Here is a 16,108-nt window from a genome sequence, read left to right as displayed (position 1 = left end):
CGGGCGAATCAGATAACCGAAATGCCCGACTGAACGAAACGGTTCCACGAAAGCCTCACAGAACCGTTTAGAGAAACATTACGCCACGTGATTCGTCGCGATATCCAGCAGCGCCATCTCATCACTGTTCAGCAGCTTCTCAATATTCACCAGAATTAGCATACGCTCACCCAGCGCTCCCAGCCCGGTCAGATACTCGGTAGACAGCGTGACCGCAAACTCCGGCGCCGGACGGATTTGATCGGACGTCAGGGACAGCACATCAGATACGCCATCCACCACGATCCCAACCACGCGCTGCCCCAGATTCAGGACAATCACCACGGTGTTCTCGTTATAGTCCACGTCACCCTGGCTGAACTTCACGCGCAGGTCAACGATAGGCACAATCACGCCGCGCAGGTTGGTGACACCTTTAATAAAGGCAGGCGTGTTCGCGATGCGGGTAACCTGGTCGTAACCACGAATTTCCTGCACTTTCAGGATATCGATGCCGTACTCCTCATCGCCTAAAGTGAATACCAGGAATTCCTGCCCTGATGGCTCGCCCGCCAGTTTCGTTACATTACTCATACCGGTCATGTTATTACCTTCTACTTAATCAGGCGGCTGTGTACGCCACACGTTGTTCACGATTTAATCCCTGAAGCGCCGACACATCAACGATCAGCGCCACGCTACCGTCACCCAGAATAGTGGCGGCAGAAATACCTGGCACTTTGCGGTAGTTGCTTTCGAGGTTCTTCACGACCACCTGGTGCTGGCCAATCAGCTGATCAACCAGCAGCGCGTAGCGGCGACCCGCACTTTGCAGGATCACCACGATCCCCTGCGTGGCCTCGGTTTTCGCGCCATCCACTTCGAACACTTTCCACAATTCGACCAGCGGCAGGTACTCACCGCGCACTTCAAGAACGCGCTCGCCACCCGCCAGCGGATGCAGATCTTCTTCACGCGGCTGCAGCGATTCCATCACTGCGTTCAGCGGCAGAATAAAGACTTCGTCCGCCACTTTCACCGACATGCCGTCGAGGATTGCCAGCGTCAGCGGCAGCAGGATACGAATGGTGGTGCCGGAACCTTGCTTAGACTTGATCTCAACGTGGCCGCCCATCTCCTGAATGTTACGCTTCACCACGTCCATTCCCACGCCGCGGCCGGAAACGTCCGTCACCTGCTCTGCGGTCGAGAAGCCTGGCGCGAAGATCAGCATGCCCACTTCTTCGTCAGTCATGTTTTCGTTGACCGCCATTCCCTGCGAAATGGCTTTCGCCAGAATGCGCTCACGGTTCAGGCCCGCACCGTCATCGGTCACTTCGATGCAGATGTTCCCGCCCTGGTGTTCGGCGGAGAGGATCAGATTCCCGACCGGGGATTTTCCGGCGGCAATGCGGTTTTCCGGCAGTTCGATACCGTGGTCGAGGCTGTTACGCACCAGGTGCGTTAACGGGTCGATAATGCGTTCGATCAGGCTTTTATCAAGCTCGGTGGAGCTGCCCATCAGCGTCAGTTCAATCTGTTTATTCAGTTTACTGGCCAGGTCACGCACCAGACGCGGGAAGCGGCTGAAGACATATTCCATCGGCATCATACGGATGGACATCACCGATTCCTGCAGGTCGCGGGCATTACGTTGTAACTGCCCCATGCTGGTAATCAGATCGCCGTGGGTCACCGGGTCCAGTTCGTTAGACCGCTGTGCCAGCATCGACTGGGTAATCACCAGTTCACCCACCAGGTTAATCAGCTGGTCAACTTTCTCGACGGCGACGCGGATGCTGGTGGATTCACTGGAGCGCGCGGCCGGTTTTTCACCACGGCCTGGCGCGGCGGCATCTTTTGGCACCGCTTTCAATACCGGCGCCGCAGGCGCAACGGCAGGCGCGGCCGCCTGAGGAACAACCGCCACCTCTTCCACTGCCGCTGGCACGTCAACCGCCGCCGTTTCAGTTTCAAACGCGATCTGGTCGGCTTCGATAACAAAGCACAGGACCGCCACGATATCGTCCTGGCTGATCCCCTCTTCCAGCGTCGCACTCAGGCTGTCTTTGCCTTTCACCACGTTGCTTAATTTCGCCAGGTTACTCAGTTCTTCTTCAAGAAGGTCAACTTCGTTCTCTTTGAGGCGAGACAGCACCACGCGCACTTTACTCGCAGCGGCGGCCGGGGCCGCCTCTTGTGCGGTAACGGCATCGACAACGCTCAGTTTGGCTGCCGGAACAACGGCTGCGGCTGCGTCACCTTTGGCTTCCAGCGCGAGCTGGCGCAGCGCATTGCAGATGTATTCAAAGCTGGCGGCATCAGGCTCTGCCGAGCTTTTATAGGCGTCGAGCTGTTCCTGCATAATATCTTTGGTTTCCAAAAACAGGTTGATAATGTCGGTATTGAGCTGCATCTCACCGCGTCGTGCTTCATCCAGCAGGTTTTCCATTAAATGGGTCGTTTCCTGCAGGATGGTAAATCCAAACGTTCCGGCTCCGCCTTTAATCGAGTGCGCCGCACGGAAGATGGCATTGAGCTGCTCGGAGTCCGGTGCTTCAGGCACCAAATCCAGCAAGTGTTGCTCCATATCGGCCAACAATTCGTCGGCTTCATCAAAGAATGTCTGGTAAAAATCGCTAATATCCATGCTCACGCTATCACCTCGGATTGGCTGGTGGCGATGTTGGAACGGCAGCCGAAGGAACGGCCCCAGGCTGTTTTAAATCGTCCAGTGACTCATTCTGACTTTCGGCGTTTTCGTGCAGGATGGCCTGCTCCGCCTGCTGGTTCAGCACTAAAAGACTGATACGACGGTTGATGGCGTCATCCGGCCCGCGGTCAGTGACACGCATGGTTGATGCCATGCCGACCACGCGCAGTACCTTGCCATCATCAAGCCCACCTGCCACCAGCTCGCGACGCGAGGCGTTGGCACGATCGGCAGAAAGCTCCCAGTTGCTGTATCCCTTCTCACCCGTGGCGTACGGGAAGTCATCCGTGTGTCCAGACAGGCTGATACGGTTAGGAATACCGTTCAGCACTGGCGCAATGCCGCGCAAAATGTCGCGCATGTATGGCTCAACTTCCGCGCTGCCCGTTTTGAACATCGGGCGATTCTGGCTATCAATAATCTGTATACGTAAACCTTCCTGCACCAGATCGATCTTCAGGTGTGGTCGCAGGGCACGCAGTTTAGGATCCGCCTCAATCAGCTGATCGAGATCGCCGCGCAGTTTCTTCAGGCGCGCTTGCTCCATGCGTTTTTTCAGCTCGTCGATGTTCGGCTCTTTCTTCACCTCACCCTTCTGCTGGGTGTAATCATCGCCGCCGCCAGGGATCGGGCTGTCGCTGTTAGAGATTCGCTGCCCACCGGTCACGGCGGTCGCCAGCGGCGTTCGGAAATACTCGGCAATCTGGATCAACTCTTTCGGGCTGGAGATGGAGATGAGCCACATCACCAGAAAGAATGCCATCATTGCGGTCATAAAATCGGCGTACGCGATTTTCCAGGAGCCATGCGCGCCGTGCCCATGCCCCTTGTGCTTGCGTTTTTTTACGATGACGATCGGATGGGACTGATTTTTCATGCGTCCTCAGTTGTCGTCTGTTGGTTTGGGTTTTTCACCGCGCGCACGTGTTCTTCAAGCTCGATAAACGACGGGCGCTCGCTGGAGTAAAGCGTTTTACGGCCGAATTCAACTGCGATAGGTGGCGCATAACCGTTAAGGTTAGAGAGCAGCGTGATCTTCACGCACTGCATCATTTTGGTCGTTTCCGCGCTTTTCTGACGCAGAACGCTGGCCAGCGGAGAGATAAAACCATACGCCAGCAAAATACCGAGGAAGGTGCCCACCATCGCATGCGCAATCAGCGCACCCAACTCTGCCGCAGGACGATCCGCCGAGGCCAGCGCGTGTACCACGCCCATCACCGCCGCGACGATACCGAACGCTGGGAGGGAATCGCCCACCAGCGCCAGGCTGTTTGCCGGCACTTCGGATTCGCTTTCGTGCGTTTCAATCTCTTCGTCCATCAGCGCTTCGATTTCGAAGGTGTTCATGTTGCCGCTGATGATCAGTCGCAGGTAATCGACGATGAAATCCAGCATCATTGCGTCAGCGAGAATGCGCGGGTAGCTGGCAAAAATTTCGCTCTCTTTCGGGTTTTCAATATCCCGCTCAAGCGAGAACATGCCCTGCTGACGCGACTTCGCCATCAGACGATAGAGCAGCGCAAGCAGATCCATATACATGCTTTTGGTGTATTTAGAGCGACGGAACAGCAGTGGAATAGCTTTCAGCGTGCCCTTGATCGATTTACCGTTATTACCAACGATAAAAGCCCCTACCCCTGCGCCGCCGATGATAATAAGTTCAGCCGGTTGATAGAGTGCTCCAAGGTGCCCGCCGGTCATCATGTAACCGCCGAAAACTGTACCGAGAACTACCAGGTAACCTAATAAGATAAGCACGACATCATCCTTCCGCTAGTGACTATGGCAAGGATGTTCAGCTCGCAGCGTTTACCGTTTGCGGGGTAAAAAAAAGCAGCGGTAATTGCTTACCGCTGCTGGAATCTTGCCCACACGTTCGGGTTAAACAGCTTGTTCGATCTGTTCATCCAGCAGTTGTGGAATAATATCGGCAGCTTCCCGGGAAAGTTTACGTCTTTTTACTGCTCGGGATGGAGGCTGGCATAAACTACAGGCGAAGCTGCCTGCAGGCTGATGCGCATGGGTAATAAAATTGCCATCGCAGCAGTTACAGCGCGACAGCTCAAGCATTCCGCTTTCAACAAAACGCACCAGCGTCCATGCGCGGGTGAGCGCCAGCAAAGGACCCTCGTCCTGCTGCGGGCATTGTTCAAGGTAAAGTTTATACGCTTTGATCACGGCATCAACGCCGCTACACAAACCGGTTTTGAGAAGATACTGCCAGGCATTACAGAACATGGAGGCATGAATGTTCTGTTCCCAGGTCATAAACCAGTCCGTTGAAAACGGCAGCATTCCTTTCGGCGGGGGACTACCACGTAACTCTTTATACAATTTGATGAGGCGACCACGACTCAGCTGAGTCTCGCTTTCCAGCATTTGTAAACGAGCACCGAGCGTAATCAGCTCCATTGCTAACTGTATGTCACGCGCTTCCTGAACAATGCTTTTCTCGCTCATTGCTAGGCCCTTTTCTTACGGGCTGCGTCATCAGGCTGGCTGATTTCGGTAAGCAAGCGAGTGGAAAGAAGAATACCGGTATGGATCTGTTGAAGATCGTCAACACGGGAATCCTGCGTCAGACGCGTGATAGTCTGAGGATTGTCAAAACGGAACTGGCAAACCAGTTGGTTTGTTTCCGCCAGTTTAACCATTTGAGGAAGGGTTAACCCACCCAGCATGGTTGCCATTTCTTCATTAATACCCAGACGAAACATCGCGGACGCCTTGTCCTGACTAATCAAACGCTGCGCGAGCAGTAAATACGACAAATTGATGTCATAGATATGTTTTAGCAACTCGGATGTATGCATTGTTCCCATCCCGAATAACCAACTATTATTTTTATGCGGAAAGACCGCACCCCGTGATGTCGCCGGGAAATCACCCGGTATAAAAAAGAAAAGGCTAAATGCATAGTCGAATTTAGGTTTGTATTCATTGAAACGCGCAACAGCTGAAACGCGGTTACGTCTCTTACACGTTTTATCATTTCTTACAAATAACTAAGATTTTTCCTAATTCGACGCAAACTCTACTCGTCAGTTTTGACACATACAATGCAGCCACCCCCAAATTTAAAAAAAATGTGATCTACGTCACACAATTTAAGTGAATATCTCCCATAAATCCATCAGTATGACTTGTAAATTGGTTATTTTTTGAACGATCGACACTGTTTTCTATTCTTTATGGGCGAATACTCATGCAGGAGTATGAGCAGAAGTGGCATGACATGTGCTGTTCGAAACGTGTCAGCGACCGGATGCGCGTCACAGCGAATCCATCGTAAGGTCACATTTTCATTACCTATAAAAAACATGTAGTTATGCAAAACGCCCATAACAATTGTTTCACATGGTAATCATTAGAAATGTGTTTATAACGCATTAAAACGATTTAACACCGGAAACGTAAAAAAGTGTGATTCAGGTTAAGTTGTTAATTTTTTTCATTTAGGCACGTTTTCCCGTTATTCTTCTTATAAGAATAATTAATGAATAATTATGATTAGCTTCACACTTATGTCGTATTCACCTCTTGCAGATCCGGTGAAATCGCGGTAATGGTGACTAAGACGCTGTCTTTCAGACACCTAAGGAGTGCGTTATGAGTTACTCCCATCTTCTTGTTTCTGTTGCGGTTTCGCCCGAAAGCCATGAACTCATCGCCCGGGCGGTTTCCATTGCCAGACCGCATAATGCCCGTATCAGCCTGATCACCCTCGCGGCCGAGCCTGAGATGTATAATCAACTGGCTGCCCCCATGCTGGAAGATATTCGTGAGGTCTTACAGGAAGAAACGCAGCAATTTATGCGAGAGCTGGTAGAAAAGGCGCAATATCCTATATATGACACCATTATTGCGACAGGGGAGCTTAATGCGCATATTCTCAGCATATGCAGTAAGCAGAATATTGATTTAGTAATATGCGGGAATCATAACCACAGCTTTTTTTCTCGCGCAGCCTGTGCGGCGAAATCGATTGTGGCGTCAAGCCAGGTGGATGTGTTATTAGTGCCTCTTGGGGGTCGTTAAACCCCCAGAGGAAAATCAGGCGAGTTTAGGGAATGTCGCGATCTTTTTTTGCAGATGGCCTTCATTACTCTGCGGCGCAATATCACGAAGATCGCGAATAAAACGCGCCTGCCAGTGGTTAATATCGTTCTTACGGATCGTTTCCATCATCTCGGCATGGCGGGAAATACGCTCCGTGAGCGGCATCGTCAGCGCACGGTTGAGGGCATTCGCCACGTCGTCACGATCGTAAGGGTTGACGATAAGCGCAGACGTCAATTCATTGGCGGCCCCGGCAAACTGGGAAAGCACCAGCACACCCGGATCGGCGGGGTCCTGGGCGGCGACGTACTCTTTCGCGACCAGGTTCATCCCGTCCCGCAATGGCGTAACCAGCCCGACATCCGCATAGCGGAACACTTTCATCAGGATCTTACGGTCAAAGTGTTGATTGAGATAAAAGAGCGGCGTCCAGCCCAACTGACCGTAGCGGCCATTAATGCGCCCTGCTTCCGTCTCCAGCTGGTGACGAATATCCTGATAAGCCTGCACTTCACCGCGCGAGGTGGGCGCTATCTGCGTATAGCGGATTTTACCGTGATGCTGCGGATACTTCTCCAGCAGCGTTTCATACGCCAGGAAACGTTCCGGCAGCCCTTTAGAATAATCAAGACGCTCCACCGAGAAAATATTCTTCACGTGCTTGAGTTCATTCTTAAGCTGCGCCAGTTTGGGCGGCAGCGGACCGGAAGCCTGCTCGGCAATCTCTTCAGGTTCAATACCGATGGGATACACTTCAGTGTGGAATATCTTGCCCCAGGCCGTATGGGTTTTCCCCCCTTTGGTCACCACTCGCGTTTTGCCGGACACAGAATCGAGGAACGCAAGTCGATCATTCTCGGTCTGGAACCCCAGCAGATCGTAGTCACACAGCGCATCCAGCAACTCTTCATGCGGCGGCAGCGCGGTAAAGATTTCCGGCGTCGGGAACGGAATATGCAGGAAAAAGCCAATCCGGTTATTCACTCCCCTTTTACGCAACTCTCTGGCGAAGGGCAGCAGGTGATAATCGTGGATCCATAAAATATCGTCTTCCTCGATTAAAGGCAGCAGTTTATCCGCCAGCAGCGAATTCACCCGCGTGTAGCCTTCAAAGGACTCGCGCTGGAATTTAACCAGATCCAGACGATAGTGAAACGCTGGCCACAGCACAGCATTGGAGAACTGCGAGTAATACTCGTCATAATCTTTTTCGTTTAACGCAAACGACGCCCACGTAATATTTCCGCGCGTCACTTTCTTGAGCGGTTTCTGTTCTTCACTGATTTCACCATTCCAGCCAAACCACAGCCCACCGGCGGCTTTTAAGGCACCTAATACCCCAACCGCCAGGCCACCTGCACTGGATTTTTTATCATCAGGCGGTGCAATTCGGTTAGAGACGACGACTAAGCGACCCATAATGGTTTCCCCCTTTGTTTTGCGCTATTTGTTGTTGTTGCTGGTTAGCGATGTCAGATATCCACTGCCAGACGCTGGCGACATCCGCCAGACGCCATTCGGCGACAGTCTCACCAGGCCCGACCTTGATGGCGATCCCTCCGGCCTGATTCACCACACGAAACCCTGCCTCATCGGTCAGGTCATCCCCAATAAAAACGGGCGTCCTGCCGTTAAAAGGCGGTGTCGCCATAAACGCCGCAATCGCCGCGCCTTTATTGATCCCTTTAGGTTTAAGCTCCACCACGCATTTACCCGGCTGCAGCGCCAGCTCCGGATGTGCATTTGCTATAGCGGTCGCAAGCGCAAGCACAGCCGCTTCGTGCTGCGGCGCCTGGCGATAATGCAGGGCAAAAGCCATCCCTTTGGCTTCAAGCTCCGTACCGGGCAGTTCTGCCAGCGCAGACGAGAGTTGTACCTGTAGCGCCTGGATTAATGCGTCGGGGAGTGAAACGATATGCGTTTGATCATGGATGTCGCGGCGCTCCGCTCCGTGTACACCGGCCAGCGGAAAGCGATAAGGCCTGGCAAGCTGGTCCAGTTCGGCCATCGAGCGCCCTGATATCAATGCCACTGCTCCCTCAGTCATCTGCGAGAGCTGATGCAACTTCTGAAGAACCGTGGCGGGGATCGCCACCAGGTCAGGATGCGGCTTTATCTCGGCGAGCGTACCGTCGAGATCAAAAAAGAAAGCATAGTGTCCGGGCAGTACAGGCGGTGCAGTTAACAAGTCAGCCACCCTATTCCTCCTTACGGTTTACGAGAGGTAAACGCCTTTACCTCTTTCATAGCCATGTAAGTATAGACAGTGTGACGTCGCTCGCCATTTGACAACCGCCCCGCCAGCAAAACTGGCGAGGCGGTTCGGGGGTCAGCTAAGGTTATTAGTTGAGCAATATAAAGATAGGAAAAACCTCAGACGGTACGCTTCGCTTTTTGCTTGTAACGGTCGAATATCACCGCTGCCAGCAGGATCAGGCCACGAACGACGTACTGAGAGAACGGCGAAATATTGAGCAGGTTCATGGCGTTCTCTACCGTCCCCAGGATCAGGATACCGGCCACCACATATGAGATTTTTCCGATGCCGCCTTTCAGGGAAACGCCCCCCAAAACACAGGCTGAAATGACGATCAGCTCATAACCGATAGAGGTCATTGGCTGGCCACTGGTCATTCGCGACGCCAGAATAATCCCTGCGGCTGCAGAGACCAGCCCGGAGAGAACAAAGATAATAATCTTGGTACGCACCACCGGCACACCGGCCAGACGTGCGGCTTCTTCATTGCCCCCGATAGCCAGGGTATTACGGCCGAACGTGGTCCGGTTGAGCAGGAACCCGAACAGGATAAGACAGGCCACGGTCAGCCAGATTGGCGCTGGCAGCCCCAGCCAGTTAGCGTAACCGAGGGTAAAGAAGCGCTCGTCTTCAATCCCCACCGCTTTACCGTCAGAGATGATATAGGCAAGACCTCGCACAATTTGCATGGTCGCAAGCGTTGTGATCAGGGCGTTAATCTTCAGACGAGCAATGACAAAGCCGTTCACCAGACCGCTGAGCACGCCCAGTAACAGACCCGCCAGCACGCCAATCCACAGGCTCTCCGTCATGTTAATTACCACAGCCGTGGTGACACCGGCACAGGCAATAACCGAGGCCACCGACAGGTCAAAATCGCCCGAGGCCAGACAGAACAGCATACCGCAGGCCACCATGCCGGACATGGAAATGGCCAGCCCCAGCCCTTTCATATTAATAAAGGTGGCAAAATTAGGAACGAAGATCGCACAGGCGACAAACAGGGCGGCAAAGACCACCAGCATGCCGTACTGATCCCAGATTCGGCCAAAACTGAACGCCGACTTTGGCGCTCCGGATGTAGTAACAGAGGACATCATTAACTCCTTACTCAGGCGACAGCCTGGCTGACTTTAGGCATGGCGAGATTCAACGCCTGTTGTTCATTCGCCTGTTCATGAAGCAATTCACCGGCAATTTCCCCTTCACGCATGACGACAATGCGATCGGCGACGCCAAGCACTTCAGGCAGATCGCTGGAGGCGAAGAGCACCGCCACGCCGCGTTTTGCCAGTTCATAGATCACGTTATAAATCTCGTGTTTTGCCCCCACATCGATACCGCGCGTCGGTTCGTCCAGTAAAATGACCTTCATATCCTCCGACAGCCAGCGGCCCAGAATGGCCTTCTGCTGGTTCCCCCCGGAAAGATTCATGATCAGCTGTTCCGGTCCCGGCGTTTTGATATTGAGTGAACGAATGTGGTGATCGGCATTGCTCGATTCCCAGCTATCGTTGATCAGGCATCCTGCGCGAATAAATTTGCGACGGGCGGAGATATTGATGTTGTCACGCACCGAATGCACCGGAATAATCCCCTCCGCTTTGCGATCTTCCGGACAGAGCATCATGCCTGCCTTAATCGCGTGGGCGGGCTTCTGAATATCCACCGCTGCGCCGTCAATAGACACCACGCCTTCGGTAATGCGCGTGCCGCCGAACAACCCTTTCATTAATTCGCTACGCCCGGCGCCCACCAGGCCGAACAGCCCGACGATTTCACCGCTGCGTACCGATAACGAAACCGGCATGCGTACTCCCGGCGCTTTTACATTATCCAGTCGCAGGCGTTCAGGGCCGTACTCACGCGGTTTCCAGTGGTAAATGTCCCCCAGATCGCGTCCGACCATCGCCTGGACAAGCTGGTCATGGTTCACCTGCGCCATATCGCTAAAGGTGCGCACATAGCGGCCATCTTTAAACACGGTGATGGCGTCGCTCAGGGCAAATATCTCCTCCATACGGTGCGAAACATACAAAATCGTGCGGCCTTCCTGGCGCAACTCCCGGATCACGCGGAACAGGTTTTCGATTTCACGTGCGGAAAGCGAACTGGTGGGTTCGTCAAAGGCAATAATTCTGGCGTTACGCGCCAGAGCCTTGGCAATTTCAACCATCTGCCACTGGCCGATGGAGAGGTATTTCAGCGGCGTCTGAGGATCGACGTCCAGCCCAAGATGTTTAAGCTGCAGCCCTGCTTCATAATTAAGTAGCGAACGATTAACCACGCCGCTTTTGTGCGGGAGCTGTCCTAAATAGATGTTCTCGGCCACGGTCATCTCTGGGATCAGGTGCAGTTCCTGATAGATAATGGCCACCCCGGCATTAAGCGCCGCCGTGGTATCAGCAAAAGCCACCTCTTCGCCACGAATGGCCAGTGTGCCGGTCGTAGGGGAATAGTTGCCGCTGAGGATTTTCAACAGCGTGGATTTCCCCGCGCCGTTTTCACCCATCAGGGCATGAACCTGGCCGGCATAGCAGTCGAAACTGATATCGGTCAGCGCGTTAACACCGGGGAACGTTTTCCCGATGCCGCGAAATGAGAGATACGGATCAGACTGTCGCATAACGTCTCCGTGATTCCTGTAGTGTGTACGTCAGGCCCCTCATGGTGAATGAGGGGCGCAATCACAGCGTATTACTTACCGCCCAGTCCTTTTTTCGCCAGTTCCTCTTTGAAGTTGTCGCGGGTAATCAGCACCACGTCGGTCACTTCAGTAAATTTCGGCGGTTCAGCCCCTTTGGTCACCCAGTTGTAGAGCATTTCACTGGATTTGTAGCCGTGTACGTCCGGGCTTGGCAGCAGAGAGCCGTAGAAGCCGGTCGCCTGCGCTTTGGACAGTTCGCTGACGGCGTCAACGCCGTTGATGCCGATACCGATAACATCCGGAGCTTTGAAGCCCTGACCTTCTGTCGCACGCACGCCACCCAGCACGGTGTTGTCGTTCATACCGACCACCAGCCAGTGTTTAACTTCCGGGTGTTGAACCAGCATTGAGTTCGCGGCGTCGAACGCGCCGGGGATATCGTTGGATTTGGTAGGAACTTTATAGATCTGTTTTTCCGGGAAGCCGGCGGCTTTCAGAGCGTCCATGGAACCGGTAGTACGACGACGTGCAGTATCCAGCTCATCAGCCGTGATGGCCATGACGCCCGTCTCTTTTACATCCCAGCCGCGCTTTTGCATCTCTTTATAGAGTTCCTGACCCTGGCGCTCACCAATTTTGGTCGCGGCCATCATTACCAGCGGCACGGTGTCCATTGGCTTGCCTTTGGCATTGACGAACTGATCGTCAACGGCAATAACCTTCATGTCGTAACCGCGCGCTTTAGCCGCAATTGCCGATCCCAGTTTTGGATCGGGTGTACAGATAACGAAACCTTTCGCACCGCTGGCCGCCAGGCTGTCGATGGCGTTCAGGGTTTTTTCACCGTCAGGGACGGCGATTTTAATGACGTCAAAACCTAAATCTTTTCCGGCTTTATCGGCGAATTTCCACTCAGTCTGGAACCACGGCTCTTCTGGCTGTTTTACCAAAAAACCGAGTTTTAAATTCTCTGCGATAGCGGATTGTGACATAACAGCAGCCAGACCAACGGCCGCCAGCGCTTTAGTAAATTTGTGCATGGTAAACTCCAGCTTTAGCATTCTTTTCTGTAGGGAATATTTGCGTGCTTCTTATTTAATCGGACTTAAAACAAGGCATTAGCGCTTACCTCGTCATAAGCGTTATTGCTGGTGATAGTTTTAGCGGGAAATTAATCATCCATAAGAGAGCGCCATCACACCGCAGAATTACAGTAATTGCGTACATAAATTCAGCGGAAAATGACATAAAAACGGCAGGAATTGTCGGACAAATGAAACGGGGTTAAGCAGAATTATCCATAAGATCAGCTAAGAAGTCCCTGAGTGCCGGACGCTCTAGCATCCGGCGGGAAATTTACCAGGCGTAATAGATGTGGTCAGCGTGATCGCGAACGGGCGTTTCGTCACCCAACAGTCGAGCAGCCAGGGCCAACGCAAAGTCAAACGCATGACCAAGACCTTTGCCGCTGAGCAGGTTTTTATCCTGGACGACCGGTGCATCCACATATTCACCGTCTTTTACCGTCTCCCATAAATCCCCGGAGCAGACGTAGCGACGCCCCCGAAGCAGCCCATTTCCCCCCAGCACGCGCGCCGCTGCTGAACAAATAGGGCAAATCAGTTTTCCGCGCGCGTCATGTGCAGAAATAAAACGGATAACCTGCGGATCCGCGGCCAGATTTGCGCTGCCCTGCGGTCCCCCGGGTAGAACAATCGCATCGTAAAGCGAATCGCTGCGTTCTGATAAGATGCTGTCTGCCACCATGGGAATGTTATGGTAACTGATCACTGCACGCGACTGCGCGCAGGCCAGAGTTTCCACGTCGATGTTCAGCCGGCGCAAAATATCAATGGTGATAATCGCCTCTGCTTCCTCAAAACCGGGTGCCAACAGCACCGCAACCTTTGCCATCATAGACCTCAATGATTGAAACAAGATAAAACAGTGTTTCATTTTTACACAATCATTAAGAACAATCTTGCACAGCGATCACATACTCGCCTTTTTGCGATAAATTGATTTAGCGCAATTTTATTCCTCAAAATATATCCTGATTGATTGATCTGTTTTTCACATCGTCACAGAAGATTCTGTTGCCTTAATATTTTCACTCTTGAAAAAACGAGACAAACAATACACAAACACATAAAAATCAATTGGTTATTAATGTGTTAATTTATATCCACCTGTTTTCATTTCTGTACTATATTAAATTTTGTAATGTATGGTAAACACAGCCTAATTAAGAGTTTTCTTAGACAGAATACAAGGGTATGCTTATTTATATCGAACACAGGAAGTGAATATTCGATCGACTTTTGTCGCCGCAGAAATGCCATTTCTGCATTCCATTATATGTGCCTGCCGGGTCAGGTTAGCCGCGGACATCACGTCCCACAGTCAATAAGGATATGAGTATGACTACCCAAACGATGATGCAAAAACTCAATGCCCAGTTGAACCTCGAGTTCTATGCCTCGAATCTGCACCTGCATATCAGCTCGTGGTGTTCCGAAAACAGTCTCAATGGCTCCGCCACTTTTTTTCGCAGCCAGGCGCAAAGCAACGTCACCCATATGATGCGTGTTTTTAACTTCATGAAAGCCGCAGGGGCGAACCCAACCGTAAAAGCGCTTGATACGATCGACGATAACTACTCTTCTCTGGAAGAATTGTTTGAGAAAACACTGGAACAGTACGAACAGCGTTGCAGCACGCTTAACAAGCTGGCCGATGAAGCCAGAGCACAACACGACACCAAAACCCTTAAATTCTTACGCGATATGGATAAAGCGCAACAGCAGGACGGCATGCTGCTTAAAACGCTGGCGGACGAAATCCATAACGCGCAGCAGGCGGGTTTATGTCCGGAACAAACCGACCGTCATCTGCTTGACCTTGTGACGGTACAGCACCACTGATCATTTTTCCTGCTCCCTGCCAGGCGCGCTTTTCGGCCTACCGGGAGCAGGTTCCCCTTCTCGTCGCCAACCTTCTGCTTTTGCTAAGATTTAACAAATCAGATCTCGCTCTCAATGATTAACCACACAACATGTAATGATTTATTTAATTACATTATCATTGACGAGGGAGCATCATGATCACCATTGAGTTTATTGTCATCCTCCTCTGCCTGCTGACAGGTACGCGTTTCGGCGGCATGGGGCTTGGGTTGATAAGCGGTATTGGCCTTTTTATTTTATGTTTTGTCTTTGGTCTGCAACCCGGCAAACCGCCGGTTGACGTGATGCTGACCATTCTCGCCGTCATTGGATGTGCCGCAACGCTTCAGACCGCAGGCGGCCTGAACGTCATGATGCAATTTGCTGAGCGCCTGCTGCGCAAACATCCTCAACACATCACGCTTCTCGCCCCTTTTACCACCTGGATGCTGACCTTTCTCTGCGGGACCGGACACGTGGTGTACACCATGTTTCCCATCATTGCGGATATCGCCCTGAAAAAAGGGATCCGCCCGGAACGCCCAATGGCCGTGGCATCAGTGGCATCGCAGATGGCAATTACGGCCTCGCCGGTCTCCGTGGCCGTTGTGTCACTGGTCTCCATTCTGGGCGCGCAGCATGGGCTCGGCCACGCGTGGGGAATACTGGAAATTCTCGCCGTCTCGGTTCCTGCCTCACTGTTCGGTGTGGCGATTGCTGCGCTGTGGAGTTTGCGTCGTGGGAAAGCGTTAGCGGACGATAAGGAGTTTCAGGAAAAGCTCAAAGATCCGAAGCAGCGTGAATTCATCTACGGCGGGACGGAAACGTTAATGAATCAACGTTTTCCAAAACAGGCCTACTGGTCCACGTGGATTTTCTTCGCCGGCATTGCCGTGGTTGTCCTGCTGGGGGCATTCCCTGACCTGCGCCCTGCATTTGAGATAAAAGGAAAAATGACGGCGTTGTCGATGAACCTTGTCATCCAGATGATGATGTTAATTGCCGGTGCCGTAATGCTGATGGCCTGCAAGGTCAATGCGTCTGCCATTTCTAACGGCGCGGTGTTTAAGGCGGGTATGGTCGCGATCTTCTCGGTGTTCGGGGTGGCGTGGATGAGCGATACCTTTTTCCAGGCGCATCTTGATGAGTTAAAGCTGGCGCTGGAAGGCGTGGTGAAAAGCCATCCGTGGACCTACGCGATCGTGCTGTTCCTGGTATCAAAGCTGGTGAACAGCCAGGCGGCAGCCCTGACGGCCGTTGCGCCTATGGGGCTGATGCTGGGAATCGACCCGAAAATGCTGATCGCCTTTTTCCCGGCCTCTTACGGCTATTTTGTCCTGCCGACCTACCCAAGCGATTTAGCCTGCATCGGCTTTGACCGTTCGGGTACAACCCGCATCGGCAAATTTATCATTAACCACAGCTTTATTCTGCCGGGATTAATTGGCGTAAGCTGCGCGTGTGCGGCGAGCTATCTGCTGGTACAGACGTTCTTTTAAGGTGAG

15 protein-coding genes are annotated in these 16,108 nt (G+C 52.5%); 3 read left to right on the top strand and 12 right to left on the bottom strand.

The window, feature by feature from the left end; genetic code table 11:
• Window positions 1-78: 78 nt before the first annotated feature.
• The 6 genes from cheW to flhD form a co-directional block, all read right to left on the bottom strand.
• Entirely contained in the window at window positions 79-582 is a 504-nt protein-coding gene (gene cheW / locus AB6731_RS02475; protein WP_020883376.1) for a chemotaxis protein CheW, read from the bottom strand.
• Window positions 583-601: 19 nt separating this feature from the next.
• Window positions 602-2,635: a chemotaxis protein CheA gene (cheA, locus tag AB6731_RS02470; RefSeq protein WP_020883375.1), complete on the bottom strand. Its 2,034-nt coding sequence runs from the start codon at window positions 2,633-2,635 to the stop codon at window positions 602-604.
• 4 nt (window positions 2,636-2,639) lie between these two features.
• A complete protein-coding gene (motB, locus tag AB6731_RS02465; RefSeq protein ID WP_014170676.1) occupies window positions 2,640-3,569 on the bottom strand; it encodes a flagellar motor protein MotB in 930 nt (309 codons plus the stop codon).
• Entirely contained in the window at window positions 3,566-4,453 is an 888-nt protein-coding gene (gene motA / locus AB6731_RS02460; protein ID WP_008500417.1) for a flagellar motor stator protein MotA, read from the bottom strand. Before motA ends, motB begins: the two co-directional genes overlap by 4 nt.
• A 123-nt stretch (window positions 4,454-4,576) precedes the next feature.
• Window positions 4,577-5,155, bottom strand: a complete 579-nt coding sequence (flhC, locus tag AB6731_RS02455; protein WP_014170677.1) for a flagellar transcriptional regulator FlhC — start codon at window positions 5,153-5,155, stop codon at window positions 4,577-4,579.
• 2 nt (window positions 5,156-5,157) lie between these two features.
• On the bottom strand, window positions 5,158-5,508 hold the full coding sequence (gene flhD / locus AB6731_RS02450) for a flagellar transcriptional regulator FlhD (RefSeq protein ID WP_020883374.1): 351 nt from the start codon (window positions 5,506-5,508) through the stop codon (window positions 5,158-5,160).
• 796 nt (window positions 5,509-6,304) lie between these two features.
• On the opposite strand from flhD, the gene uspC reads away from it, so the two are divergent.
• On the top strand, window positions 6,305-6,733 hold the full coding sequence (gene uspC / locus AB6731_RS02445) for a universal stress protein UspC (protein WP_014170679.1): 429 nt from the start codon (window positions 6,305-6,307) through the stop codon (window positions 6,731-6,733).
• Between the two features lie 15 nt (window positions 6,734-6,748).
• Here the strand turns inward: uspC and otsA are convergent, their stop codons facing one another.
• The 6 genes from otsA to AB6731_RS02415 form a co-directional block, all read right to left on the bottom strand.
• The gene (gene otsA, locus AB6731_RS02440) at window positions 6,749-8,173 is read right to left on the bottom strand and encodes an alpha,alpha-trehalose-phosphate synthase (protein WP_328704595.1); all 1,425 of its coding nucleotides are present in this window, start codon (window positions 8,171-8,173) and stop codon (window positions 6,749-6,751) included.
• A complete protein-coding gene (gene otsB / locus AB6731_RS02435; RefSeq protein WP_014170681.1) occupies window positions 8,148-8,951 on the bottom strand; it encodes a trehalose-phosphatase in 804 nt (267 codons plus the stop codon). The genes otsA and otsB overlap by 26 nt, the downstream gene beginning before the upstream one ends.
• 176 nt (window positions 8,952-9,127) lie before the next feature.
• On the bottom strand, window positions 9,128-10,108 hold the full coding sequence (gene araH, locus AB6731_RS02430; RefSeq protein WP_014884358.1) for an arabinose ABC transporter permease AraH: 981 nt from the start codon (window positions 10,106-10,108) through the stop codon (window positions 9,128-9,130).
• A 14-nt stretch (window positions 10,109-10,122) separates the two neighbouring features.
• Complete coding sequence (gene araG, locus AB6731_RS02425) at window positions 10,123-11,637, bottom strand: L-arabinose ABC transporter ATP-binding protein AraG (RefSeq protein WP_020883372.1); 1,515 nt, start codon at window positions 11,635-11,637, stop codon at window positions 10,123-10,125.
• A gap of 71 nt (window positions 11,638-11,708) precedes the next feature.
• Window positions 11,709-12,698: an arabinose ABC transporter substrate-binding protein AraF gene (gene araF / locus AB6731_RS02420; RefSeq protein ID WP_020883371.1), complete on the bottom strand. Its 990-nt coding sequence runs from the start codon at window positions 12,696-12,698 to the stop codon at window positions 11,709-11,711.
• A gap of 316 nt (window positions 12,699-13,014) precedes the next feature.
• Entirely contained in the window at window positions 13,015-13,572 is a 558-nt protein-coding gene (locus AB6731_RS02415; protein WP_059305592.1) for a DJ-1 family glyoxalase III, read from the bottom strand.
• Between the two features lie 506 nt (window positions 13,573-14,078).
• Here AB6731_RS02415 and AB6731_RS02410 point away from each other — a divergent pair.
• Both AB6731_RS02410 and AB6731_RS02405 read left to right on the top strand, forming a co-directional pair.
• A complete protein-coding gene (locus AB6731_RS02410) occupies window positions 14,079-14,582 on the top strand; it encodes a non-heme ferritin-like protein (protein ID WP_020883369.1) in 504 nt (167 codons plus the stop codon).
• A 176-nt stretch (window positions 14,583-14,758) separates the two neighbouring features.
• A complete protein-coding gene (locus AB6731_RS02405) occupies window positions 14,759-16,102 on the top strand; it encodes an anaerobic C4-dicarboxylate transporter (RefSeq protein WP_020883368.1) in 1,344 nt (447 codons plus the stop codon).
• The last annotated feature ends 6 nt before the right edge of the window (window positions 16,103-16,108 follow it).

The organism is Enterobacter sp. RCC_40, from assembly GCF_041360735.1.
Classification (GTDB): domain Bacteria; phylum Pseudomonadota; class Gammaproteobacteria; order Enterobacterales; family Enterobacteriaceae; genus Enterobacter; species Enterobacter ludwigii.
The sequence above is the reverse complement of the archived record's forward strand: the minus strand, read 5'-3'. Positions and strand labels throughout refer to the sequence as shown.